At 44.8% G+C, this 26,140-nt stretch carries 26 protein-coding genes; 15 read left to right on the top strand and 11 right to left on the bottom strand.

All coding sequences use genetic code 11. The annotated features are described in order from the left end of the window. The first annotated feature begins 13 nt into the window (after window positions 1–13). The 12 genes from CZ502_RS07335 (at window position 14) to CZ502_RS07390 (ending at window position 12,096) form a co-directional block, all read left to right on the top strand. Window positions 14–238: a DUF2969 domain-containing protein gene (locus tag CZ502_RS07335; RefSeq protein WP_076462336.1), complete on the top strand. Its 225-nt coding sequence runs from the start codon at window positions 14–16 to the stop codon at window positions 236–238. A 48-nt stretch (window positions 239–286) separates the two neighbouring features. After that, window positions 287–1,480, top strand: coding sequence for an FtsW/RodA/SpoVE family cell cycle protein (locus tag CZ502_RS07340; protein ID WP_076461107.1), 1,194 nt, complete (start codon window positions 287–289; stop codon window positions 1,478–1,480). 14 nt (window positions 1,481–1,494) lie between these two features. Next, entirely contained in the window at window positions 1,495–1,788 is a 294-nt protein-coding gene (locus CZ502_RS07345) for a glycine cleavage system H family protein (protein ID WP_076461109.1), read from the top strand. 107 nt (window positions 1,789–1,895) lie between these two features. After that, a complete protein-coding gene (locus tag CZ502_RS07350) occupies window positions 1,896–3,026 on the top strand; it encodes a D-alanine--D-alanine ligase family protein (protein WP_076461111.1) in 1,131 nt (376 codons plus the stop codon). 346 nt (window positions 3,027–3,372) lie between these two features. Next, window positions 3,373–4,221, top strand: a complete 849-nt coding sequence (locus tag CZ502_RS07355; protein WP_076461113.1) for a helix-turn-helix domain-containing protein — start codon at window positions 3,373–3,375, stop codon at window positions 4,219–4,221. Window positions 4,222–4,602: 381 nt separating this feature from the next. Next, window positions 4,603–6,006 carry a sugar porter family MFS transporter gene (locus tag CZ502_RS07360; RefSeq protein ID WP_438267733.1) on the top strand — a complete coding sequence of 468 codons (1,404 nt, stop codon included), beginning with the start codon at window positions 4,603–4,605 and terminating at the stop codon, window positions 6,004–6,006. A gap of 24 nt (window positions 6,007–6,030) precedes the next feature. Further along, the gene (locus tag CZ502_RS07365) at window positions 6,031–7,641 is read left to right on the top strand and encodes a xylulokinase (protein WP_076461117.1); all 1,611 of its coding nucleotides are present in this window, start codon (window positions 6,031–6,033) and stop codon (window positions 7,639–7,641) included. A gap of 18 nt (window positions 7,642–7,659) precedes the next feature. Continuing rightward, window positions 7,660–8,388, top strand: a complete 729-nt coding sequence (locus CZ502_RS07370; RefSeq protein WP_076461119.1) for an L-ribulose-5-phosphate 4-epimerase — start codon at window positions 7,660–7,662, stop codon at window positions 8,386–8,388. Between the two features lie 60 nt (window positions 8,389–8,448). Beyond that, window positions 8,449–9,873, top strand: coding sequence for an L-arabinose isomerase (gene araA / locus CZ502_RS07375; protein ID WP_076461121.1), 1,425 nt, complete (start codon window positions 8,449–8,451; stop codon window positions 9,871–9,873). A gap of 83 nt (window positions 9,874–9,956) precedes the next feature. Then, window positions 9,957–10,526, top strand: a complete 570-nt coding sequence (locus CZ502_RS07380) for a sugar O-acetyltransferase (RefSeq protein ID WP_076461123.1) — start codon at window positions 9,957–9,959, stop codon at window positions 10,524–10,526. Window positions 10,527–10,666: 140 nt separating this feature from the next. Beyond that, complete coding sequence (locus tag CZ502_RS07385) at window positions 10,667–11,200, top strand: helix-turn-helix domain-containing protein (protein ID WP_076459537.1); 534 nt, start codon at window positions 10,667–10,669, stop codon at window positions 11,198–11,200. Further along, window positions 11,200–12,096: an IS3 family transposase gene (locus tag CZ502_RS07390; RefSeq protein WP_076459536.1), complete on the top strand. Its 897-nt coding sequence runs from the start codon at window positions 11,200–11,202 to the stop codon at window positions 12,094–12,096. The genes CZ502_RS07385 and CZ502_RS07390 overlap by 1 nt, the downstream gene beginning before the upstream one ends. Before the next feature lie 80 nt (window positions 12,097–12,176). Here the strand turns inward: CZ502_RS07390 and CZ502_RS07395 are convergent, their stop codons facing one another. The 8 genes from CZ502_RS07395 to CZ502_RS07435 form a co-directional block, all read right to left on the bottom strand. Beyond that, window positions 12,177–13,019 (bottom strand): aldo/keto reductase, encoded by an 843-nt coding sequence (locus tag CZ502_RS07395; RefSeq protein WP_076461125.1) that lies wholly within the window; start codon window positions 13,017–13,019, stop codon window positions 12,177–12,179. A 1-nt stretch (window position 13,020) separates the two neighbouring features. Beyond that, window positions 13,021–14,103, bottom strand: coding sequence for a GntR family transcriptional regulator (locus tag CZ502_RS07400; protein WP_076461127.1), 1,083 nt, complete (start codon window positions 14,101–14,103; stop codon window positions 13,021–13,023). A gap of 119 nt (window positions 14,104–14,222) precedes the next feature. Continuing rightward, window positions 14,223–14,711, bottom strand: coding sequence for a universal stress protein (locus tag CZ502_RS07405; RefSeq protein WP_076461129.1), 489 nt, complete (start codon window positions 14,709–14,711; stop codon window positions 14,223–14,225). Between the two features lie 81 nt (window positions 14,712–14,792). Beyond that, window positions 14,793–15,086 carry a hypothetical protein gene (locus CZ502_RS07410; RefSeq protein WP_076461131.1) on the bottom strand — a complete coding sequence of 98 codons (294 nt, stop codon included), beginning with the start codon at window positions 15,084–15,086 and terminating at the stop codon, window positions 14,793–14,795. A 292-nt stretch (window positions 15,087–15,378) separates the two neighbouring features. After that, entirely contained in the window at window positions 15,379–16,683 is a 1,305-nt protein-coding gene (locus CZ502_RS07420) for a replication-associated recombination protein A (RefSeq protein ID WP_076461133.1), read from the bottom strand. Between the two features lie 3 nt (window positions 16,684–16,686). Then, window positions 16,687–17,169: a YueI family protein gene (locus CZ502_RS07425; protein WP_076461136.1), complete on the bottom strand. Its 483-nt coding sequence runs from the start codon at window positions 17,167–17,169 to the stop codon at window positions 16,687–16,689. A 137-nt stretch (window positions 17,170–17,306) separates the two neighbouring features. Beyond that, window positions 17,307–17,714, bottom strand: coding sequence for a VOC family protein (locus CZ502_RS07430; protein WP_076461138.1), 408 nt, complete (start codon window positions 17,712–17,714; stop codon window positions 17,307–17,309). Between the two features lie 23 nt (window positions 17,715–17,737). Beyond that, entirely contained in the window at window positions 17,738–18,481 is a 744-nt protein-coding gene (locus CZ502_RS07435; RefSeq protein ID WP_076461140.1) for a DUF6198 family protein, read from the bottom strand. 250 nt (window positions 18,482–18,731) lie between these two features. Here CZ502_RS07435 and yaaA point away from each other — a divergent pair, with 250 nt between their 5' ends. Then, complete coding sequence (gene yaaA / locus CZ502_RS07440; protein ID WP_076461142.1) at window positions 18,732–19,481, top strand: peroxide stress protein YaaA; 750 nt, start codon at window positions 18,732–18,734, stop codon at window positions 19,479–19,481. Between the two features lie 62 nt (window positions 19,482–19,543). Here the strand turns inward: yaaA and rpsD are convergent, their stop codons facing one another. Both rpsD and CZ502_RS07450 read right to left on the bottom strand, forming a co-directional pair. Beyond that, complete coding sequence (gene rpsD, locus CZ502_RS07445; protein ID WP_076461144.1) at window positions 19,544–20,152, bottom strand: 30S ribosomal protein S4; 609 nt, start codon at window positions 20,150–20,152, stop codon at window positions 19,544–19,546. 196 nt (window positions 20,153–20,348) lie between these two features. Then, entirely contained in the window at window positions 20,349–20,807 is a 459-nt protein-coding gene (locus CZ502_RS07450; RefSeq protein ID WP_076461147.1) for a GAF domain-containing protein, read from the bottom strand. Between the two features lie 129 nt (window positions 20,808–20,936). Here CZ502_RS07450 and ezrA point away from each other — a divergent pair, with 129 nt between their 5' ends. Continuing rightward, window positions 20,937–22,640, top strand: coding sequence for a septation ring formation regulator EzrA (gene ezrA / locus CZ502_RS07455; protein WP_076461149.1), 1,704 nt, complete (start codon window positions 20,937–20,939; stop codon window positions 22,638–22,640). Window positions 22,641–22,798: 158 nt separating this feature from the next. On the opposite strand, the gene CZ502_RS07460 is transcribed toward ezrA, so the two are convergent. Continuing rightward, entirely contained in the window at window positions 22,799–24,130 is a 1,332-nt protein-coding gene (locus CZ502_RS07460; protein WP_076460150.1) for an ISL3 family transposase, read from the bottom strand. Window positions 24,131–24,315: 185 nt separating this feature from the next. Here CZ502_RS07460 and CZ502_RS07465 point away from each other — a divergent pair, with 185 nt between their 5' ends. Continuing rightward, window positions 24,316–26,013, top strand: coding sequence for an IS1182 family transposase (locus tag CZ502_RS07465; protein WP_076461151.1), 1,698 nt, complete (start codon window positions 24,316–24,318; stop codon window positions 26,011–26,013). Window positions 26,014–26,140 lie beyond the last annotated feature (127 nt).

The raw sequence follows: 26,140 nt of genomic DNA on the forward strand, positions 1-26,140 counted from the left end.
TAAGGGTGAAAAAGTGTCAAAGAAAGATAAAAAAATTGAAGTCAGCGTTAAAGACATTGAACGGCGTAACCAGCCAGTCCAGCAAATCTTTATTGGTGAAAAGCTGATTGGTGAAGTTGTTACCGATAATGAACGATTCAAGGCTATGCTGATGGGCGATCAGAGCGAATTTTATGTTCGTTCACAAGAAGAGGGATTAGAAATGGTCCTTCAACAATATCATCTTCACCAACACTAGATTGGTGGACCATCCTCTTTGATTAATAATTCGTAAAGGAGTTTGGTAATGCAACGTTCACAAAATGAAGTAGAGAGTCGGATTGACTGGGGGATTATCTTTTGTGTCCTCTTGTTAGCCTTGATTGGGCTCGGCTCGATTTATGTGGCGGCAGTTCACGACCAACAACCAACTAGTGTTGCAAGACAAGTAATTACCCAGTTAGTGTGGTATGCCGTTGGGACGATTTTAGTGGTCGTGATCATGCAGTTTGACTCAGAGCAGCTGTGGAAATTAGCACCGATTGTTTATTGGCTGGGTGTTTTTCTCATGTTTGCTATCCTCGTGTTTTATAGTCGGGCGTACTACGCCAGCACAGGGGCAAAGAGCTGGTTTGCGATTGGGCCATTTACTTTTCAGCCGTCCGAAATAATGAAGCCTGCCTATATCCTGATGATGGGGCGGGTAATTACCACTCATAATAACCGCTATAGTGTCCATACGGTGGACTCTGATTGGCGATTAATTGGGACAATGTTTTTATGGCTGTTGCCAATTCTCGTTTCGCTTAAATTTCAAAATGATTTTGGGACGGGATTAGTTTTCTTCGCAATCTTTTGTGGAATGGTCCTTGTCTCCGGGGTTACTTGGCGAATTATTGTTCCTGCCGCAACGGCATTAGCGGTTATCGGTGGTTCGGCCTTGGCAATGGTGACGAGTACGTTTGGCCGGCGGATCCTTGAAAATATTGGCTTTCAGGCGTACCAGTTTGACCGGGTCGACACCTGGTTGCATCCGGAACAAGATACGACTAACCAGGGTTACCAGCTTTGGCAGAGTATCAAAGCAGTTGGTTCTGGGGGGATTACCGGGACCGGTTTTAATAACTCAAAGGTTTACGTCCCAGTCCGGGAATCAGACATGATTTTCTCCGTCATTGGGGAAAATTTTGGCTTTATCGGCGGGGTATTGTTAATCTTGATATACCTGTTGCTAATCTACTTGATGGTCCGGGTGACGTTTGATACGAAAAATGAATTTTATGCCTATATTTCAACCGGGGTTATTATGATGATCTTATTCCACGTCTTTGAAAACATTGGGATGAATATCGGACTCTTACCGTTGACGGGGATCCCGCTTCCTTTCATCAGTGCGGGGGGATCGTCGTTAATTGGTAACCTGATTGGGATTGGGTTGATAATGTCAATGCGTTATCACCACCATTCCTACATGTTTAGTAGTAACCGAGAATTTAGATAGGGAGGCCAAACAAGATGGCAAAAAACTACTTTTGGGTAAAAGAACAAGCTGATGGTAGCAAGTTAGTTGGCTTAAATGATCAGGGTCGTGATGACCTCGGAGCAATTAGCTTCATCGATGTTCCAGCAGCAGGGGCAAGCTTAGCAAAGAACGGCAAGTTTATTGCGGTTGAAGCTGAAAAGGCCGTTACCGATATTGATAGTCCGGTTGATGGGACAATCACTAAGGTAAATGAGGCCATCATTGATGATCCGGCAGGCCTTAATTCAACTGACGAAACACAAAACTGGATTGTCGAAGTTAAATAAATTACGCGGGGGTTGGTTAGCCAACCTCTTTTTTTGTGGCGCGGTTCATGTTATACTTAAGGTTCTAGGAAATCGGATAAAATAAAAAATTTAAGGTGGTATTTCACATGACCAAAAAATTACATATCGCATTATTGTTTGGCGGGAACTCCTCTGAACACGATGTTTCAAAGCGGTCAGCACACAATATCTATGACGCCCTTGATAAGGATAAGTACGATGTAAGTATTTTTATGTTTACCAAGGACGGGATCCTATTAAATAACGAAGAATCACAACGAATCTTCGACGGTGAACCAGAAGATAAGGTCGTTGAAGAGGCATATGCCAAGATGGATTTGACTAAGCCACTGGCCCCAATCATGGCATTGAATGAACTGCAAGATATTGACTTCTTCTACCCGGTCATCCACGGTAACCTGGGTGAAGATGGGACGATCCAGGGGCTCTTTAAGCTCCTTAATAAGCCATACATTGGCTCAAATATTGCAGCAAGTGCGATTTCCTTTGACAAGGACTTGACCAAGAAGATCCTTAGCGAAGCAGGAATCCGGAATACACCATACGTATTGGTTACGCCAGAGACGCGCGACCAATACCCTTGGACGCAGGTTGAAGAAAAGCTCGGTAACTTAACGTTTGTTAAGCCGGCTAAGCAAGGGTCATCAGTGGGAATTCACAAGGTTACCAATGCTGATGAGTACGAAGCAGCATTAGATGATGCCTTTAAGTATGACTACAAGGTATTAGTTGAGCAGGGGATTGACCACCCACAAGAAATTGAGATTTCAATCCTGGGGAATGAACACCCAATCGCTTCTAAATTGGGGGCTGTCCGGGTGCCAAAGGGTGATGCTTTCTATGACTATGACAATAAGTTTGTCGACGCTAGTGGGGTTATCTTTGAGTTACCAGTTAAGCTTCCCCAGTATTTAGTTGACGAAATTACTGATATGGCATTGAAAGCATACCGGGCGCTAGGAATGAAGGGGTTAGCCCGGATTGACTTCTTGGTTGATGCAAATAATGTGCCATACCTTGGTGAACCAAACACGTTGCCTGGTTTTACCAACATCAGCCTCTATCCACAAATGTGGGAAGTTTCCGGAATTTCATACTCGGAATTAATTGATCGGTTGATTCAGTTAGGCTTAGACGAATTTAAACGAAACAGCAAGATTCGTTATGACTTCCAAGAACTAGGGACAGAAAAAGTCGGTCAAAAGAAATATAACTAAGATTAGTAAACGGGGGCCAGTTGTGGCTCCCTTTTTCTATTAAAAAATTTTATAAATCCAATATATTAGTTTTACGGCGGTAGCTTTATATAATATAATGTTATATACAATGGCTTTTATAAAGCGGTACCAAGCTAATGGATATTAATTAACTTTCTTAACGCAATTGGCTAGTGGCAGGACCACTAGGGGGAAGCCACGCAACGAGTAAATGATTAATTCTATTAGTAAGATAATAGCTGTCACCACTGCTTTGATGGTATAATAGCAATCGGCAATGGTGCTGTCTATTAATATTTGAATTATTTTGAACTATTCACTATATAAGAATAAGGAAGGGAAAAAGATGAAACTCCGAGGAGACGTATTGAAACAAATTCGTCGAAAGCGCGGATTGTCTCAGACCGCCTTAGCTGAGGGAATTTGCACCCAAGCGACAATTAGCTTAATGGAAAAACAGAATCGTTTACCTAAGATGGATATTTTAACGGCAATTTGTGAGCGCTTAAACATCTCTTCTGATCGCATTGTCGAAAATGAAGTCAGTGGGATAAATGAAACCTTTAATCAAATTGTTGATAACTTAATTTCTCGTGATTTTGATACGGCATCAGCACTGTTAAAGAAGATTCACGTAAAGAATCTGGAGAGTGATTTTGATAAGCAGCGCTACTACTACCTATTGGGGATGGTTCAAGTAGAAAGCGACCAGCTTGATGAAGCAATTTTTAATTTCGAACTTGTCCTGACCCAGTTCGCCACCACGAGTGCTAATATCTACTTGGCAATGACGACTGCCGGGATGGCGCTAGCGTACTTAAAGCGGGGCGACCGTGAACGGGCTGCTCGGCTGACCACCCGGTCGGTTCGACTGATTGACAATAAAAAACTGATTGGGAGCCTCCACCAGTGGGCCTCAATTGATTGTCAGATTGCCGAATTATACCTCGCGCTCGACGACCCCGATAATGCAATTCACGTTGCTAACCAGGGGGTTGAACTTTGTCGGGAGCATGACTCATTGTTCCTGCTCGATGAACTATACTTAAACATCGGCCGTGCATACCTGGCAAAGGATGATAAGCAAAACGCCAAGGAAGCCCTTGAGGTGGCAAAGAGTTTAAGTATTGCCCGCAACGGCGAGGTAACAGAGCAGGGAATTTTAACAGCACTTGCCAGCATTGAGAATAACTAATAATCGGAATGGAGCGATTGCCAGTTTGGCGTCGCTCTTTTTTTATTTGCTAAAATTCATCCGAACAAATATGGGAGATAAATAACAAATATTGGCTCGCAATAAGCATTCCAGCACTTGTTTTGCAGATCAATAACCGTTTTGACCAGCTATCCGCACAAATATCAGCTAAAATTAATTTGGAATTCTTTTCACAAGCTTTTCGGACAACAATATAGTGCCACACCAGCAATCATCAAATAACTTTCCTACGTATTTCACAATTGATAAGTACTTATTTTTAAAATATGTATTGATTTGTACGTACAAATATACTATCATAATAATTGTTAAATGAAAGCGCGTTCATGTTAATGAAACATATTCTTGAATTTTAGGAGGATGAATGTCATGGCAAAAGCCGAAAAGAAAATCTCAAGTGCATTTATCTACTTCTTCGGATCATTTGGGGGAATCCTATTTGGTTACGATATTGGTGTTATGACCGGGGCCTTGCCCTTCTTACAGGCCGACTGGCACCTAGAAAATGCAGCAACCCTTGTTGGGTGGATCACTTCCGCTGTTATGTTTGGGGCAATCTTCGGGGGTGCCCTTGCTGGTCAGCTTTCTGATAAGTTTGGTCGGCGGAAGATGATTTTAATGTCTGCAATCGTCTTTATGGTCTTCTCCGTATTATCTGGGGTATCTCCAGACATGGGCGAAGCAAGTGCTTACTACTTAATTATTGTCCGGGCCCTCTTAGGGTTAGCCGTTGGGGCTGCTTCCGCCCTGGTACCGGCGTACATGTCAGAAATGGCGCCTGCTAATGCGCGGGGCCGGTTATCCGGGTTAAACCAGACGATGATCGTTTCGGGGATGTTACTTTCCTACATCGTCGACTTCTTACTCAAGGACCTTCCTGGTGAATGGGCATGGCGGTTAATGTTAGGGTTAGCTGCGGTTCCTGCCTTAATCTTGTTCCTCGGGGTTTTACGGTTACCAGAATCACCACGGTTCTTAATTAACCACGGTGATGAAGCTGGTGCACGTCAAGTCTTAACTTACATTCGGAAGGACACTTCTGAAATTGACCAAGAATTAAAGAGTATTAAAGAAACGGCTGCACAAGAAAGCCAAGCGAACAAGAAGGCTTCATGGTCAACCTTGTTCAATGGTAAGTACCGTTACCTCGTGATTGCCGGGGTGGGGGTTGCTGCTTTCCAACAATTCCAAGGTGCTAACGCGATCTTCTACTACATTCCATTGATTGTCGAAAAGGCGACTGGTCAAGCTGCTGCATCTAACTTAATGTGGCCAATTATCCAGGGGATCATCCTGGTTGCTGGTTCATTAGTCTACATGTGGATTGCTGAAAAGTTCAACCGGCGGACATTATTAATGCTCGGTGGGACGGTCATGGGGCTCTCATTCATCTTGCCAGCGATCCTCAACTGGATCATGCCAAACATGAACCCAATGACAATCGTTGTCTTCTTATGTATCTACGTTGCCTTCTACTCATTTACCTGGGCACCACTTACATGGGTATTAGTTGGTGAAATCTTCCCATTAGCTATCCGGGGCCGGGCATCAGGTTTAGCATCATCATTCAACTGGATCGGTTCATGGTTAGTTGGGTTAGTCTTCCCAATCATGACTGCAAGTATGTCACAAGAAGCAGTTTTCGCCATCTTCGGTGTAATTTGTATCCTCGGTGTTCTCTTCATCAAGACCCGTGTTCCAGAAACACGTGGTCACACCCTTGAAGAAATTGAAGCACAAGGGACGAAGCACGCAAGTAAGTAATCCTAGACTTAGGAGGAATATTTAATGAATTTACGTGAAACAGCTACGCAAATTGAAAACGGCCAAGCATCGTTAGGGATTGAATTAGGTTCAACCCGGATCAAAGCTGTTTTGATCAACACGGATTATGAAACGATTTCCTCTGGTAGTTATACCTGGGAAAATCAATTTAAGGATGGAATCTGGACGTACCCATTAGATCAGGTATGGGAAGGAATCCAAGCAGCATATTCCAAGATTAAGGCAGACGTGCAAAGCAAGTACCACGTTAGCTTAACTAAGATTAGTTCAATTGGTGTCAGTGCGATGATGCACGGTTACCTCCCATTTGATAAGAATGATCAGTTACTGGTGCCATTTAGGACATGGCGGAACAATATTACTGAAGAGTCGGCGGACAAGTTAACGGCATTGTTTGACTTCAACATTCCACAGCGGTGGAGCATTGCCCACCTTTACCAGGCAATCTTAAACGACGAACCGCATGTTAAGGATGTTGACTTCATCACCACCCTTGCCGGTTACGTACACTGGAAACTATCTGGTGAAAAGGTACTTGGTGTTGGGGATGCCTCCGGGGTATTTCCAATTGATGACCAGACCCTTTCTTACCGCCAAGACTTCCTCGATAAGTTCAGTGCATTACCAGAAGTCGCAAAGTTCCCGTGGAAGATTGATGAAATCTTGCCAACGGCGATCATTGCTGGGCACGGCGCTGGTAAGTTAACTGATGAGGGGGCCAAGCTACTTGACCCGAGCGGGACGCTTAGTGCTGGTAGTCTAATGGCTCCTCCTGAAGGGGATGCTGGTACCGGGATGGTCGGGACCAACAGTGTGCGAAAGCGGACCGGGAATATCTCCGTCGGCACTTCTGCCTTCTCCATGAACGTTCTCGATAAGCCACTGAAGAAACTCCACCGCGATATCGATATCGTGACGACTCCAACCGGGGAACCGGTAGCAATGGTCCACGTTAATAACTGCTCATCAGACATTAACGCCTGGGTCGGCTTATTCCGTGACTTTGCGGATGCCATCGGTGCCAAGATCGATACAAATACGCTGTATGAAACATTATTTGACTCAACGGTTCACTCTGACCCAGACGCCGGGGGCTTAATCAATTACAGTTACCTCTCTGGTGAAAACATTACCAAGATCCAAAACGGCCGGCCACTCTTTGTGCGGACGTCAAACAGTAAGATGAACCTGGCTAACTTCTTCTTGACGCAACTGTACGCTGCCTTTGCGCCATTAAAGATTGGGATGGACATTCTCCTTAATGAAGAACACGTCCAAACTGATGTGATGATTGCCCAGGGTGGTTTGTTCGGCACCCCTGTGATTGGTCAGCAAATCCTCTCCAACGCCCTGAACATTCCAATCACCATTATGAACACTGCTAGTGAGGGTGGTCCATGGGGAATGGCGGTCCTTGCTAAGTACGCTGAGACCGGTGCGAAGGAATCATTAGCGGACTTCTTAGATGAAGAGGTCTTCAACGATCCAGAAAGCATGACCTTAATGCCGGAACCGGCCGGAGTAAAGGGCTACGAAAGCTTTATCAAACGTTACCAAACTGGTTTACCAGTTGAAGCCCTTGCCGGTAAGGACATTAGCGAACGCGACGAGTAGAAAGGATGGATGCACGAAATGCTAGAAAAGTTAAAACAAGAAGTTTATGAAGCCAACATGAAGCTTCCTAAGTTAGGCCTTGTTACCTTTACTTGGGGGAATGTTTCCGGGATCGACCGGGAAAAGGGGCTTTATGTAATTAAGCCATCTGGTGTGCCATATGAAGAATTAACGCCAGATGACATGGTAGTTGTTAACTTGGATGGTAAGGTTGTTGAAGGGGACTTGAACCCATCAAGTGATACCCCGACGCATACCTACCTTTACAACCACTTCCCGAAGATTGGTGGGATTGTTCATACCCACTCACCATGGGCCGTTTCATTTGCTGCTGCGCACATGGATGTACCGGCAATGAACACTACGCACGCTGATACTTTCTACACGGATGTGCCGGCAGCAGATGCCCTTACTAAGGAAGAAATTGAAGAGGACTACGAAGGAAACACGGGGAAGGTCATCGTCCGTTCATTTAAGGAACGGGGCCTTGATTACGAAGCAACTCCCGCTGCCTTGGTAATGCAACACGGGCCATTTGCCTGGGGACCAACCCCGGACAAGGCGGTTTACAATGCGAAGGTGTTGGAAGTCGTTGCCGAGGAAGATTACCATACTCTTCAATTGAGTCGGGCAGACAATCACCTGCCACAGTACTTGCTTGACAAGCACTACTACAGAAAGCATGGGGCCAATGCTTACTATGGGCAAAACAATGCTCATTCTAAGGACCATGCGTCACACGCATAATTAATTTTGGTAGCTACATTTAAAAACTTATCACTAGAGCACAATAAGGAGTGTTATCTCATGAATATGAATACAGATTACGAATTTTGGTTTGTTACTGGTAGTCAATTCCTTTACGGGGAAGAACAATTAAAGTCCGTTGCAACTGATGCTGAAGACATCGTTAACAAGTTAAACGAGAGTGGCAAGTTACCATACAAGGTTGTTTTCAAGGGTGTTATGACCACTGCTGAAGGCATCACTGACTTCATGAAGGAAGCTAACTACAACGATAAGGTAGCCGGGATTATGACTTGGATGCACACCTTCTCACCAGCTAAGAACTGGATTCGTGGTACTAAGTTACTTCAAAAGCCACTACTTCACTTGGCAACGCAATACTTAAACGAAATCCCATACGACACAATCGACTTCGATTACATGAACTTGAACCAATCTGCTCACGGTGACCGCGAATATGCTTACATCAACTCCCGTTTGCAAAAGCACAACAAGATTGTTTACGGCTTCTGGGGCGATGAAGACGTTCAAGAAGAAATCGCTGACTGGCAAAACGTTGCGGTTGCTTACAACGAAAGCTTCAAGATCAAGATTGTTCGTTTTGGGGACACGATGCGGAACGTTGCTGTTACTGAAGGGGACAAGGTTGAAGCCCAAATGTTCCTTGGCTGGACCGTTGACTACTGGCCAGTAAGTGAATTGGTTGAATATGTAAATGCAGTTAGTGAAGACGAAATCGACAAGGCATACGCTGACTTAGCTGACAAGTACGAATTAGTTCAAGGTGACAACACGAAGGAACACTATGAACACTCAGTTCGTTACCAACTCCGTGAATACATCGCCTTGAAGAAGTTCATGGATGAAAAGGGCTACACTGGTTTCACTACCAACTTCGAAGACTTACACGGTCTTGAAGAATTACCTGGTTTAGCTGCCCAATTATTGATGCGTGACGGTTACGGCTTCGGTGCTGAAGGTGACTGGAAGTCTGCCGGAATGGACCGTTTGCTTAAGATTGCTGCTAACAACGTTGCTACTGCCTTCATGGAAGACTACACCCTTGACCTCCGCCATGGTCACGAAGCAATTCTTGGTTCACACATGCTTGAAGTTGACCCAACCATTGCTTCTGATAAGCCACGGGTTGAAGTTCACCCATTAGACATTGGTGGCAAGGATGACCCTGCACGGCTTGTCTTCACCGGTCGTGAAGGTAAGGCTGTCGACGTTACCCTTTCATACTTCAATGATGGCTACAAGGTAATTGGTTACTCTGTCGATGCCAACAAGCCAGAAGGCGAAACGCCACACTTGCCAGTTGCCAAGCAATTATGGACACCAACTGCTGGCTTGAAGCAAGGGGCTGAATTCTGGATGCACGCTGGTGGTGGTCACCACACCATCTTAAGCTTCAGCTTGAAGCCACAACAAATTAAGGACCTCTTTGAAATGCTCGAAGTTAAGGTTGACTTCTTAGACTAATATATTTCATTAACATGACCAAAAGGATTGCACTCGCCGAACCTCGAGACGGGTACAATCCTTTTTTAGGAGGAAAAATTAGCATGAAGACGGAAAAAGAAAAAATGCTGGCAGGGGAAGTATTCCAGGTCTACGATCCGCAATTAGTGGCAGAACGGGCACACGCACGGGAGATAGTGGAAGAGTTTAACGCCCTTGGCGAGACTGATCCGCAGCAAAGTGAGCAGTTAATCCGGCAACTCTTTGGTCACGTTGGCAAGGACTGTGAAGTTCACGCCCAGTTTAAGTGTGACTATGGTTATAACATCTATGTTGACGATGACTTCTTTGCCAATTACGATTGTGTCATGCTTGATGTCAGCCCAATTCGCATTGGCAAGCACTGCCTGCTGGGCCCCCGGGTGCAGTTATATACGGTTAACCACCCCCTTGACCCGCAGTTGCGGCGAAATGGTGCCTACGGACAGAGTTTTGATATTCGCCTAGGTGATGACGTCTGGGTCGGCGGTGGTGCCATTATTTGTCCGGGGGTAAGTCTGGGAAACAACGTAATCGTCGGCGCCGGCAGTGTTGTCACTAATTCCTTTGGCGATAACGTGATCATTGCTGGTAACCCCGCCCGTGTCATTAGGGAGAACCCGGTGAAGGAGTAAGAGCCTGAAAAGGGGACGACTGACTACGCGGTCTAGATTGCGACGAGTAATTGTCCTTATGAATAAGAAAAGCGCGGTTAGGATGAAGTGCCCTACAATTGTTAGACAAAAGTCTAATGATTGTGGAGGCACTTTTTTGTATGACCAAATATAAAGCGGAACTGAAAGCCCAAATCGTCCATGAATACCTTTCAACCTCTCAAAGTACTTATGATTTAAGTAAAAAATATAAAATTAGTGAACGACGTATCGCTGAATGGGTACAAAGATACCAGCTGAGCGGTGTCGACGCACTTAAAAAACGTCAACACAAACGAACATTCACCACTGATTTTAAATTAAATGTGATAGACTACTACCAAACTCATGAGGAATCAATGGCTGAAGTAGCGTCTCGATTTGATATTTTAGTAGCTCAAATCTCTACTTGGCGCTCACAATTTGCGCGAGACGGCATTACAGCCTTGAAGCCTCACCCGAAAGGTAGGCCGTCTAAAGTGAAACATACTAAGAAGCAGGTTCGTCAACTCGCCAATAAAAGTGAGTTAGAACGATTGAAGGAAGAATTAGCGAAGAAAAATCAAGAACTTTACGATACCAAGTTGGAGCGGGATATCTTAAAAAAATCGCTGTCCCTGTTCGGACCCTCAAAGCCAGAAAGAAAACCCAAATAGTGGATCAGATCAGGGACGATCAATCGCAACGCCCAAAGAAACAACGTTATAAGGTTGGCGATATTCTCAAAGCTATCGAACTGCCCAAGGCAACCTATCATGATGAACGTAACCGAATCGCTAATCATCATGATAAATATACTGAAGTAAAGAAAGTGATTCTTCAAATCGCGCAGCGATTTCAGTTTCGCGGGCGTTGGATCGCGGGCTATCGTCGTATTCAAATGGAACTAGATAAATTAGGAATACACTTGTCTGGTGATACGATTCGCAAGTTAATGCACGAATTAAACATTCAAGTAAGTTTATATAATCGCCATCGTAATGGTAAATATTCATCTTATCAGGGTACGATTGGTAAAATTGCGGATAATAAATTGAAACAAAAATTCAATGAGAAACGACCTTACCGTGTTATCCATACTGATGTAACACAGGTTCGCTTAGCAGATCGTCAATGGGCTTACATCTCAGTAATGATTGATGAAGCTAGTCAAGAAATTCTGGCCCTTCAGATTAGCAATAGCCCGAATAAGGATCTAATTACACGAACACTAAAAGAATTAATTAACAATTTACCTGATGCCGCTCACCCAATCATTCATTCAGATCAAGGGTGGCACTATCAGTTAGGTTACTATACCCAAAAATTAGCCGAGCATCAGTTTATTCAAAGCATGTCGCGCAAAGGAAACTGCTTAGATAACGCACCAGTTGAAAGTTTCTTTCACTTATTCAAGACTGAATTACTGGCTGGTTTCCCACCATGTAAAGACATCGCGGAATTAACCGAGCTTGCGCAAAAATATGTAGAGTATTTTAACAATGTCAGAATAACCTTAAAAACAAAAGGCATGACTCCAGTTGAATACCGGAATCACACCTTAGTAGCTTAATAATTTAATTTTGTCTAACTTTTGTCTTGCACTTCAGGATTTGCTCCTAACCGCGCTTTTGCTGTATTTAGAATTGATAATTAGTATTTAAGGTTGTATTCGTAGACAAGGGCAGGTTCCTTACCAACCCGGGTAAAGTCGTGAAGGGAGTTGATCTTCGCCATTTCCTGGTCGCTCAAGCTGAAATCATAAATATCGATGTTTTGTTTAATCCGTGCCTCGTGAACCGACTTCGGAATAAAGGCAACGCCGCTTTGTAAGTGCCAGCGCAAGACGACCTGGGCAGTCGACTTGTTGTGCGCGGCCGCAATTTCTTCGAGCAGGGGGTTGTTGAGGATTGTTCCCCGCCCGAGCGGACTCCAGGCCTGGGTAACAATGTTGTGGGCCTTATCGTAGTCGAGCAGGGGCTGTTGACTAAGGCGGGGATGGCGTTCAATCTGGTTTACTACCGGCATCTCGTGGGCCTGGGTTGCCAGGTATTGCAGGTGGATCATTTGGTAGTTGCTAACCCCGATTGAACGGGTAAGCCCTTCTTTTTTCAACTCCTCCAGGGCCGCCCATGTATCAAAGAATGCCCGTTCGATTGGCCAGTGGATGAGCAATAAGTTGACGTCATCGAGCTGCAGTTTATGCAGGGAGTCCTTAACCGACGCAATCGTTTGTTTGAAGCCCTGGTTTGGTTCGGCGACCTTAGTAGTGATAAAGAGTTCTTCTCTTGGCAGGGCGAGCTCTTTAAGGGCGGTGCCGACTTCTGCCTCGTTTTTGTAGAGCTGGGCAGTGTCAAAGAGACGGTAGCCAGCGTCATACGCGTACTTCATTGCTGAGGTAATCGTTGCCTGGTCCGTAATCTTATACATGCCAAAGCCTTCTTGTGGCATTTTTTGTCCATCTGCTAGGGTTAGTAAGTTTACTTGCTTGTTCATGTTATTTCTCCTTTGGGTGACTGGTTGATTCGCCGGTGACGATTGTTGGCTCATAGGTCTTTGATTCAACTTCATCCCCGTTGATCATGTGAAGGATCATCTTACCCGCATCTTCACCAAGCTGCCGCTTTGGGTGGTTTGCCGTTGTCAGGCTTGGCGAGATAATTTGGGCCATTTCATAGTTATCAAAACCGACAACTGAAATATCATCTGGAACAATCAGCCCCCGGTGCTCAAGGTGGCTGATGATATAAGTGGCAAGCTGGTCGTTGTAACAGGTGATGGCGGTAATGGCGGGGTTACCATTAAGGGTCATGTCGACCTTGTTAATGACACTATCGAATGAGTCGCTGGACTGGTACATAATGACGTTTGAGTCCGTCGTCGGGACCCCCGCTTCTTGGTAGGCTTGGATCATCCCGTTCATCCGGTCAACCCCTTGCTGGTCGTTGATTTGGAAAACCCCAATAATATTCCGGTGGCCAAGCTCAAAGAGGTACTTGGTCAATTCCTTTTCTGCGCCAAGGTCGTTGGTGAGAAGGGTGGGGAAACTAAAGCCCGGATAAGTTGAGTGGAAGAGGATCGTGGGGATCTGATACTCCTGGATCTGCCGGTAAAGGTCAAGGTTGGGATTAGGCATCGCACTTTCACTGGGTTCGATAATCAAGCCAGCAATCTGCAGGTCGAGCATGTTTAATAGTGACTGCCGTTCGCGGGCATGGTTATTAAGGGTGTTGCCGACAATCAGTGAGTATCCTTTTTCATTAACGACACTGTCAATTCCCGAAATGATTGACGGGAAGATATAGTCGGCCATGTGGGTACTGATGACGCCGATAATTTTATTTTTTTCATCCTTTGCCCAGTCGCGTTGCCAGTCCTGGACAAACATCCCCCCACCCTGGATGCGGTAAATATAGTGCTCATTTTCCAGGTCGCCAACAGCTCGGCGGATGGTGTAGCGGGAAACGTTGAACCGCTTCATTAAGTCGCTTTCGGTGGGCAGTTTTTCGTTGATCTTGTATTTGCCATCAATGATTTCGTTACGCAGTGTTTGCTTTACTGCTTCGTATTTAACTTCCACGGTGACTAGTGCTCCTATCTTTAAAGAATAAATAAATTAATGCACAAGCGCTAAAAAATGCCTCATACGATAGCGTTGTGCTAAAATATGAAGCATTTAACTAATTAGTGGTCTTAAATTTAGAACCGGCGCTTCTTTGGGTTTTCGATTGGCTTGTTATCGAGATCTGTCCGCACAACTAAGACATCACAAATGGCTGTCCGTGTAACAAATTCAGTAACTGAACCAATTAAGATCCGTTCAACGGCGTTTAACCCGGTGGCACCAATCATGATAAGGTCAGCACCCATTTCTTTTGGCACATCACGAGCGATAATAGTCTTTGGCGCACCGTATTCAATTGCGTAGTTTGCATTTTCTACGCCATTTTCCTTTGCGTAGTCAATGTACTTATCAAGTGTCTTCTTGGCAGTTTCAGTGACTTGCTCAACCATTGAAGTGTCAAAACTGGAGATGTTTTGGAATGCGCGAGTGTCAACAACGTGAAGTAAACGTAATTCGGTATCCTTACCATTCCGCTTTGCAACTGCAACGGCCTTCTTAAAAGCAAGTTCAGCTTCCTTTGAACCGTCTACTGGAACTAAAATGTGTTTGTATTCTTGTGCCATATTTTAGTGCCCTCCTTAAGCTTTATTTACCATTATTATACACTTTTAAGCGCTTCAGCGTAAAGCCGCATCAGTAAAACTTTAGCGTTTATTTATCTTCAAATCAGCTGCGATTGCAAAGGCCATCATTGTCTCTGCAATGCAGCCAATAACAACCATGCTGACGATAAAGGCGATGCTGTTGGTCCAGGCGGCAATGACACATAAAATACCGACAATTGTCATTACGATTCCCCACCCCTTCATTTGGCCGGGGAGGTAGTTGCTCTTTGTTGGGTCAAAGACTAAAAATGCCTTGTGGAGGTGGGTGAGGAGAAAAAGCCCTTCGAATAAGGCGACGAGGCCAAAGACAGTCATTAAAATTGATAGTAGCATAAGATCGTTCCAATCGTAGTTAGATAGTAAAAGAGGCTGGGCAGTTACCCAGCCTCTTGATATGTACGAAAACTCCGTCGGTGCCGTTAATTGTCATTCAGTGTTGACCTGTGTTTAAGACAGGTGGGGCACGGTCGTCTAATCTTCAACTACCAAGTGTAAAGGCATGCTGTCCAAAAGACTGAACACTAGCCCCAAAGTTATAAGACTGTAAGGCAAACCTGCGTTTAGACAACGCGTACACTACAGAATTTTCACCTATAATAATAGCATCTTTGTTTCCGATAAGCAATTATTTGCTTGGGTGGTGGTGACCATGCAAGGCCTGGTGCTGTGCCCGCCGTAGTTGCCAGTATTGTTGTCCTAAGGCGGTCTCAAAGCGGCCGTTTTGCTTTGGTTGGAAGTACTGGGCATCCTTAATCCGGTCAGGCAGGTATTGCTGGGCGACCCAGTCCTGGGGGTGGTCGTGAGGATAGTCGTAATCATTACCGTGCCCCAGTTTTTCCGCCCCCTGATAGTGGGCATCTTTTAAGTGGTCGGGGACATCGCCATAGCCCCCCTGTCGTACCTGGGCAATCGCTTCGTCAATTGCGCTGATCCCGGAATTGGACTTGGGGGAAAGGCAAAGTTCAATTACTGCGTCAGCAAGAGGGATCCGTGCTTCGGGGAAGCCAAGTCGCTCGGCTGCTTGAACGGCCGTGACCGCGCGCTGGGCAGCTGGCATGTTTGCCAGACCAATGTCTTCATATGCGATGACCATTAGCCGGCGGGCGATGATTGGCAAGTCACCGGCTTCGACTAACCGTGCGAGGTAGTGGAGGGCAGCGTCGGTGTCAGATCCCCGGATTGACTTTTGAAAGGCGGAGATGACATCATAGTGGGCATCCCCATCTTTGTCAGCCGTTAAGGCCTTTTTCTGGACGCTCTCCTCAATAATCGGCAGGGTTAGGTGGATTTTACCATCCTCGCTGGCGTCGGTTGACTTAGCCGCCAGTTCGAGGCCGTTAAGGGCACTCCGTAAGTCACCATTTGTGGCGGTTACTAGCTGGTCTTCGGCGTTTTCCGCCAGGTCAATTGGCATTGTTCCCAGGCCGCGTTCCTTATCTGCCAGCGCCCGGCGAACTGCAATCTTCATATCATCAACTGTCAGGGGATGGACAGGAAAAATCTGTGTCCGGCTACGGATTGCGGGGTTGATACTAATATACGGGTTTTCTGTCGTGGCCCCGATTAGGACGATCCGGCCGTTTTCAAGGTGGGGGAGGAGAAAGTCCTGCTTTGTCTTGTCAAGCCGGTGGATTTCGTCGAGCAAGAGGATAACGGTCCCACTCATCTTCGCTTCTTCAGCGACAATTTGCAGGTCCTTTTTGGTATCGGTTGCGGCGTTTAACTTGCGGAAGGCGTACTTGGTTGAGCCAGCGATGGCGCTCGCAATACTGGTTTTACCGGTACCAGGGGGGCCGTAGAGGATCATCGACGAGAGCATCTTTGCCTTTACCATCCGTGAGATAATCTTACCGGGACCGACCAGGTGCTGTTGGCCGACAACTTCGTCTAAGTTGCGGGGTCGCATCCGGTAAGCAAGTGGTTGTTGCATTTGTTAATCACGATCCTTTCTGTGAAAGAGATCATATAAAAAGCCGTGTTGCTGGTCTTTGTCGGCGGATGCTTCTTCACTTTGCGCAGCTTGTGGGTAGCGCTTGGCGACATCAACGGGGGACTGGTAGACTGCCTCTTTAGCGGCCACCACCACTGCTAAGGAGTCGTCATTTGTTTTGAATTGCGGATCAGTCTTCATTGTGAACTGTCCACCGGCCTGGGCAGCCGCCCGGACATAGGGGTGGATCTCGTCGTCAGGGAGGTTGCCGTTAATAAAGACGAGTTTACCGATCCCCCGGGCAAGTTCCTTTTGGACAGCGTCTGTCCAGTTATGCTGGCGGAGTTGGCTGACGCTAATGGTTAAACATACTCTTTCCCGAAAGGTGCCAAGATACTTGCGCTGTTCGTCTGGTTTGATTTTGGGGGTGCCGTACACCGCATTATCAATTCGTTGCTGGGCAGCGGACTTATCTTGTTCTGGCATAATATCGTCTCCTTTAACTTAGTTATGCTTACCATTCTACCATGAATAAGAAAAAGAAGCGGGGAGACTGTTTAGTAGGATAGGTAACAAAAAAGGACTGGGGAATGATTCTCCAGCCCAATTATGAGGTTAAGTCATTACTTAACGATTTCACAGAATTCAATTGTTTCACTGTTAGGTCCTTCGATGTTGAAGAACTTAATTCCCTTGTCCCAGAAGTCGAGGTGTTGGACTTCGCTATCCTTCAGGGTAAAGCCTTCTTCCTTGGCCGCCTTGAATGCTGCATCTGCATCACTGGTGTTAAGGGAGATGTGGTTGATTGCTCCGGTCTTGTGGACGGCACCGTCACCAGTCCAGATTTCTAAAGTTAAGTGGGCGTAGTGCATGAATACTACTTCGTTTCCTTGGTCGTCGGTGTCGAATTCACCGAGCTTTTTAAAGCCAAGCTTTTCCCAAAAGGCGATGGTCTTTGGCATGTCGTCTGTTGGAATTCCGATGTGTTGTACGTCGTCAAAGTAACCTGCTAAACTCTTGTTAAATGCCATGATAAAATCACTCCTATAAAATATTAATTACCAATATCAAGTGCCTGGTGCTTTAACTTCGGGAAGATGTAACGGTCTGCCCAACCGGTGATTGCCCCTTGGAAGGCGAGCGCAAATAATGTTCCCAACCCAAAGTTATAAATTCCACCTTGCATAAATGCGGCGATAATTGCCATGATTGTCGGTGGGATGTATGACATCCACATCGCGATGGTGGCATTACCGTGGCAGTAACGGAAACGGATGATCTGGAAAAGGTCATCGGCGGGGTGCAAGACGAGGTTAACCCGCTGGTAAATTGAAATCGCGGTCCCGATAAATGCGACCCCTAAGAAGTTAATGAACACATATAAGATGACCATTGGCAGCGTGGTGGCGTCAGGCATAATCCGGTTGAAAATGTCGGAGAACCACTGGATAAAAATGGAAAATGGTAACATGAAAATAAAATTACCACCGATCCGTTTCCAGTCCCACTTGCGCATTAAGATTGCGTTAAGGACGGAGGTTAACATCCCTAAGACCATGAATGCCCAGAAGAGGGTCATTGAGTTGTTACCGAGGACAGCGATCCCTAAGTTGTTTTCGGCAGCTGTCCAGTAAGCAGAACCCAAGAACTGCGGATGAACGTGTGAACTAGTAACAAGGGTTAACACGTTCCCCATTGAATTAATAACGATTGACAATGCAAAGAATGCCCAACTAGCGGATAATGAAATTGTCCGTTCGGCAACTTTACCTTGTACAGGAACTTTTTCTTGTTCCATTGTACTCTCCCTTCCAACTTGACCAATTAACTGGTGAAGTTATTCACTTTCTCTCTACGATGAACTAATTTACAACCTGAAAAAACGCTTGTCAAGCGCTTCACAAGGCCGATTGGCGCGTTTTTCACTATACCAAAAATATTGAAACGATTTACTGAAAACGCTAACATTTAATGGCGGAAAGAAATCGAAATCTAATTAGACCAATTTGCTGAAAAAGCTTACAAAAAATTTTGAAAGGGTGGTTTGAATGAAGATTATTATTGCACCGGCACGGACGATGAAGGTCGATTCGGATTCGCTCCCTTACCAGGGGATGCCCCAGTTCATTGACCAGACGCGGGAAATTCTTTCCTGGATGCGGAGCTTGTCTTATGATGAATTACACAAGTTATGGGAGAATTGTAGTACGACTTTGGCGATGAAAAATTATCGGTGGCTACAAGAAATGGACTTAAATCGTAACCTGACCCCGGCAATTATTGCCTTTACGGGATTGCAGTACCAGTATATGGCGCCAGATGTTTTTTCAGAAGACGGCCTGCGCTATGTCCAGGAAAATCTCCGGATCCTCTCCGGATTTTATGGCTTGTTGGGCCCGTTTGATGGGATCGTTCCCTACCGGCTGGGGATGGGGGATAAAACGAGCCTCGATGGCGGGAAGAGTCTTTATCAGTTTTGGGGGTCGCAATTATATGATGAACTGTACCGCGATAACCGGTTGGTAATTGACCTTGCCTCGGTGGAATATGAGCGGGCGGTGACGCCGTTTTTACAAGCGGGGGACCAGTTTGTCAAGTGTGTGTTTGGTGAGATGATTGATGGCAAGATCAAGCAAAAAGCGACCCTTGCGAAGATGGCCCGGGGAAACATGGTTCGTTACTTGGCGGAAAACCAAATTCAGACCCTTGCGGGGGTAAAGGAGTTTGCAGTGGCGGGCTACCGTTACCGCGAAAATTTATCGACTCCTAGTAGGTTGGTCTTTGAGTTGCAAAAATAATTTAGGAAACAAAAAAACACCCGTAACCAAACGATTACGGGTGTTTTTAGTTGGCAACAAGATTAGATCTTGTTGTAGAATTCAACGATAAGAGCTTCATCAATATCAGCGTTCATATCTTCACGTGCTGGAATCCGGTTAAGCTTACCTTCAAGCTTGTCAGCATCGAAGTCCACGTATGAAGGACGTGAAACAACGGCTTCAACCGCGTTCTTGATGATGTCCAAGTTCTTGGACTTTTCGCGAACGGCGATAACTTGACCAACCTTAACTTCGTATGATGGAATATCAACGCGCTTGCCATCAACAGTGATGTGACCGTGGTTAACTAATTGACGTGCTTGACGACGAGTAGTAGCTAAACCAAGACGGTAAACCATGTTATCAAGACGACGTTCAAGCAATGCCATGAAGTTGGCACCGTGAGTACCTTCCTTGATCTTGCCGGCGCGAACGAAGAGGTTTGAGAATTGACGTTCAGTCATACCGTACATGAAACGAAGCTTTTGCTTTTCACGTAATTGTGTACCGTATTCTGAAAGCTTACCGCGACGATCACGACCGTGGTCACCAGGAGCGTAAGCCCGACGTGCTAATTCCTTACCAGTACCTGAAAGTGATACGCCAAGACGACGTGAAAGACGCCAACTTGGACCAGTGTAACGAGACATAAATAAATTCCTCCAATAATTTTAGTTGGAGTAAAATAATCCGATTGTGAGCTTGGCATTCGTGCAGGCTGATTTGAATTTTTCACCCTTGCAGCTGGGTTACTAAAAACACCTATCGGCACCAGTCTGTTGACGAGCTTGCCCCTCACTGCTGCATTATTTTACACAAGGACTATCATACAATGGTTAGTGGCTACTAGTCAATTGTTTTAATTAATTCCTGACAAAATGTTTCTAGTTCGTCAACAATTGCCGGATCCGCAAACCGGCCCAAAACGGGAGCGTCGAGGTCGAACACCCCTTTTACCTGGCCGTTTTTAATTAGGGGAATAACTAATTCTGATTGGGCATCACTATCACAGGCAATATAACCGTTAAACTGGTGGACATCATCGACGACAACAGTTTCTTTCGTTGCTGCTGCAGTGCCGCAAACACCGGCACCCATTGCGATATGCATGCACGCCACCTTTCCCTGAAATGGTCCCAGCACCAATTCATTAGTTTGGGAATCATATAGGTAGAAACCGGCCCAGTTTAACTGGGGGATGGTCTGCATAATGAGGGCACTAGCATTGGCAAGATTAGCGGTTTGGTTATGTTCGCCAGCTAGGAGACTGCTTAGTTGGGCAGTTAATAATGATTTTTTGGCCATAAAATATCCTTCTTTCTTAATTCGCGTCAAGCATTACAGCTATGGTATGCTATAATTTTGATAGGATTATACGGTGATTTATTAGTAAAAATCAATCATAAAACAATAAATTTATAGTAGGTGGAAAAAGTGGTTTTTCAAATCTTGATTGGTATTTTAGTCATTATTGTCGTTGCGCTGGTCGCTTTATATGTTTTTCAGCGGCAAGCGGTAACTAAGATTAACGACTTAATGGTAAGTGAAAAGAAACTGGCCGACTTAAAGATTGACCAGCAAATAAAGAAGGCGAATACCCTGACCTTGGTTGGCGATTCCAAGAAGCAACTGGAAGCAATTAACAGCCGGTTCACTAAGCAGGTAAAGCCGGCGATTGAAGAGTTTAATAAGAAAACACCATTATTAATGGCGGAGACGCGGACAAGCAAGCTGTTGACGATCAACGGGGAGATCCGGGAGTTGCAGGCCGATCTTGCGACAATCACGGCCAACCTCCAGCGCTTGCAAAAGGAACTCCAGCACTTACAGCAGCAAGAGCACAGCCATAAGCAGGCACTTGACCAGATTAAGCAGCGTTACCGTAGTTTCCACCAACAATTAAACGAGAAGAGTTTTGAATACGGGGGGAGCGAGAAGAAGCTTAACGCAGAGTTAGATGACTTAGAAGAGCAGTTTGCTAAGTTTACGGACTTAACAAACAGGGGAGATTTAGAAGCCTCCCAGGAGATCTTGACAACCCTGCAGAGTAAAAACGAGCAATTTGCGGAAAAGCTGAAAAAGATCCCGAAGCTCTATAAGCCACTGGCAACCGAATTTCCTGGCCAGCTGGAAGAACTAAAGCAGGGGCATGAAACCCTGGTAAAGCAGGATTACCACTTTACGGAAAAGGACATTGCCAAGCAGATTGACCAACTCAAGGCCAAGCTGGACCAAACGATTGAGCAATTAAATGACCTTCAGTTAGACATTGTTGAACAGTCAAATAAGGACCTTAGCGAACAAATCGACCATCTGTATGCGGTAATGCAAAAAGAATTAGACGCCAAGGACGAGGCCCTTCACTTGATGGATGTGATGAAGGACTTTACCCGCCATGCTCAACGGCAAAATGATGAGTTGAGTGTCGAGCTTGACCGCCTAAGCCTTAATTACACCCTGACCAATAACGAACAGGAGACGGTGCGGGAATTAAATGAACAGATCCGCGCCATCTTCAAGCAGTACCGGGACGATGCGGAGGCAATTGCCAAAAAGCAGGCAATTTTTAGCCAGGTTCTTGACCGTGAAAAGAGCAACCAGACCAACCTGACAGAGATTGAAAAGAGTCAGGAAAAACTTAACGATGAGGTCGCCAAGCTCCAGACAGATGAACAACGGGCCCGGCAGATGCTGCAAAAGTATTCGGTTCAGATCCGGACAATCCACCGCCAGGTCGAACAACTAAACTTGCCAGGGCTGCCAAAGGATTACATGGATTACTTCTTCGGGGTTAGTGACGAGATTAAGAAGCTTGCTGACGAATTGAACGAATATAAGATCAATATGGATGAAGTAACGAAGCAGTTAATCATTGTGGAATCAGACCTCGACAACCTAAATGACAAGACTGACATCCTTCGGGACAGTGCGGAGTTGACCGAGCGCTTCTTACAGTACGCCAACCGCTTTAGTGACAATGATAAGATTACTGTTGCGGCTAAGAAGTCCCAAGAGTTATTCGACCGGTATGAATATACGGCTAGTCTGGAGTCGATTGCGACGGTGCTGGAAGAAGTCGAGCCGGGGAGCTATAAGCGAATTGAAGATAGCTACTACCGTGAAGTTGGCCGTGACTAGGCTGCAACCGACTAAATTTGTGAAGATAGAGGCTGGGAAAAAAGTCCTAGTCTAAAACTAAAAGCCGGACGATGAGCCATTTTTTGGTTCATCGTCCGGCTTTGTGTATACACAGGCTCTTCGTCAAGAAGTACTGATAGAAAAAATTAAATAACTTTTCAAGCAGCTCGTGCCAGACTTTTGGTATGGGCTGTTCTTTTGTTTTTCCAATTGATGGCAATGTATGAATTTGGTAAAGCGAGGAGAATACGTGCCCGAAAGTTGAAGAAGTTCCGGAAACCATAAGCAGTCCGCTTAATTACTTTGATTTTGTTGTTAGTTCCTTCAACTGGCCCGTTAGTATAGTTGTCATATTTGAAGCTAGTGATGATCTCTGCTTTGTGTATGCGCAAGGTCCGTTGAACTTTTTGAAGTGGTTGTGGCAGAAGGGTCCATTTAATAGCGAGAAGATGGTTGAGTTCTTTCTGATCGCGGTGGTTGATTGCGAGAATCAGGTCTTGGTAATAGCGATACGCCTGTCTTAGATCATCGTCGTAGGAAAGCAAGCGATGGACTACTTCAACGTCGGTTAATTGCGCATAGTGAAAGTTACGGCGCGACCAGTAATTATCGTATTTAAGGGAAGCTGATGGCGTTAAGATCAGTTTCCAGAAACGTTTTAAGGCCCGCCATTGATGAGTTCCTTTACCAGCACGATTCATTGCCTTGATTCTGATTTTGTTTAAGGCCCGGTATGCTTGTGCGACCACGTGAAAGTGGTCGGCGATAATTAACGCATGAGGGAAAAGCTCATGAATTAAATGACGATAGGGAGTATATAAATCAACAGTAACCGTTTGTACGGCCAAACGAGCGGAGCGATCATAGCGGAGAAAGTAGTTATATAAGTAACGGCTGCGTCGTGACAAAATAATGTCTAAGGTGCGTTTATTTTCAATATTCATTAAGATCATACTCATGTCACTGGGCGCAAATCGGCCAGATTTGAAGTCATCAAAGGCGATGTGGCGTGGTAACCAATGATAATTAGGCTTAAAGACTTGATCGAGGTTAGAAATGATGCGTCTGACAGTCCAATCAGAGACACCAAAAGATTTGGCAATATCAGTTTGCGATTCATTAGTTGATAATTGCATCATAATACGCTGTTTGACGGCTAAGGCGATGTGATGACGATATTTAAGATCAGTAACCTTGGCGAAATCAGTAACGGTCTTAGGACAATTTTCTGAAGGCTTACAGATATACTTCTGCTTGCGAATTGACCAAATGGTTGGCTTGTAGTGCAGCGATGGCCCTAAACTCCGCACAGTTTTAAAGCCATTCTTGCTCATTAATTGTCCGCAAAGAGGACAATGATGGGGATAACTTTGCGTAAGATGGACAACGATCAAGTTACCTTGATCCTCAATCGGGTTTTTGAAATGTTTGATATCAAGTTCAAGGTGGCGATCTTTAATTCCTAAAGCAATTTTGGTAGAATAATTCATGAAAGATGGTCCTTTCTTAAACGAAGACGGGGTCCAACCATCTTTCGTTTTTTTATTTTAAATTTTAAAACAAAATAAGCACCGATGTTAAATCCATCAGTACTTAAAATTGTAGACCCTATACACAGAAAATCGTTCCTGATATTATGTAATTACCACAAAACAAAAATAAAGGAATGATTTTCATGTATCAAAATTATATCACAGGACAAACTGAATTCGTATTAAACTTTGATTTTAACGTCCCTAAAACGCATTTAGTTCGGTTGATCGATGCCTTTGTCGACTCGATCCCGGCGGAAGTTTTATTATCAGAAAAAGTGGCGACTACCGGTCGCCCACTTTCACATCCGGCAATTATGCTGAAAATTTTATTATTTGCCTATGCTCGTCAAACATATTCGGGACGCAAGATTGAAACTATGCTGGTCGAAAACTTACCAATGCGGTGGTTAGCTCGCGATCATACCTATAGTTACCATACCATCAATAACTTCAGAAGTAGTCAACACGCTGCTAACTTGATCAAGCGTGCGTTTGTTTACTTCACGATGTCCCTAACTGATCATGGCTTGGTCAAAAAAGATGCTTTGTTTATTGATGGAACTAAGGTTCAAGCAGACGCTAATAAGTATTCCTTTACTTGGCGGAAATCAGTTGAGAAATATCATGCTAAGTTAAAGCAAGACATAAACGCAATGTATGATGAATTGATCGAGAAAAAGGTTATTCAGGCAATGAAACCAGAACTCATTGAATCATCAGAAGGCTTGGAAACGATGACTGATCAATTAGAAAAACAGATTGGGCAGCTCAACGAAGAAATAAAAAAAGAACTGAAAGTGATCAAGGGTGGTTCAGTTAAGAAACAACGACGTCGTTTCTTAAAAAAACTACATCGAAAACTTAAGCAAGATATGGTCCCGCGGGCAAAAAAATATGAGGAAGCTGAGACAGTCTTTCAGGGCCGTAATAGTTTCTCTAAAACTGATCACGATGCGACTTTCATGTGTATGAAAGAAGATTCAATGAAAAACCGCGAACTAAAGCCCGGCTATAACCTTCAGATTGCCACTCATAATCAATTTGTCCTTGATTATGCCTTGTTTAGTAATCCAACCGATACAAGGACATTAGTTCCCTTCCTCAAGCAATTCCATTGTTTAAATTTCTTTGAACACATTGTAGCTGACGCTGGCTACGGAAGTGAGTACAATTACACGACGATTATTGATCAATTTGAAAAACAACCAATTATTCCTTATACAACTTACCAGAAAGAACAGAAGCGCAAGTTCAAAAATGATTCAACTAAGCCACAAAATTGGCAGTACAACGCTAAAGATGACTATTATATAGACCATTTAGGCGTGCGTTTTGGTTTTGCTCGTTACAGTCAACGAACCGATCGGTACGGTTTTACGCGTGATCTTAAACTTTACCGTGCTGATAAACATCAATTATCGGCAGAGTTAGATCAACTAGCGAAGACTCCTAGTGGTCGTTTGCGTTACATCCAGGTCAATCCTACTTGGAACTATTTTAAAGCACAAGTCAAAGAAACCCTCTCTAGTGACGAAGGACAAGCAATTTATCGTCGACGCAAGTTCGACGTTGAACCTGTTTTTGGTCGCATGAAGAGGGATTTTGGCGTACGCCGAACCCACCTTCGCGGCCAACAGACAGTGGAAAACGATATTGGATTGGTCTTAATGGCCATGAATTTAACCAAGTTAGGCAAAATGATTACCAATTATCCGGCAATTTTAAAGAAACAAGTAAAAATCCGAACCACAATTTTTGTCAAAACAAAAATCATGGTTCGGATTTTCATATTTAGAGGCTTGAGGAATTTAGTTTTTTCCCGGCCTCTTGTTTTTTAAACTATAAAAAGGGGCTTTCCGTCAGCAGGGGGATTATTAATGCCGACCAGCCGATTTTCTGCTATAATATACAATCGTTTTAAGAAGAGTCGAATTCTTCAACAGTAACTCTGCCAAAGACTGTTGA

This window comes from Limosilactobacillus caccae (assembly GCF_900156885.1).
In the GTDB taxonomy this organism is placed as follows: domain Bacteria; phylum Bacillota; class Bacilli; order Lactobacillales; family Lactobacillaceae; genus Limosilactobacillus; species Limosilactobacillus caccae.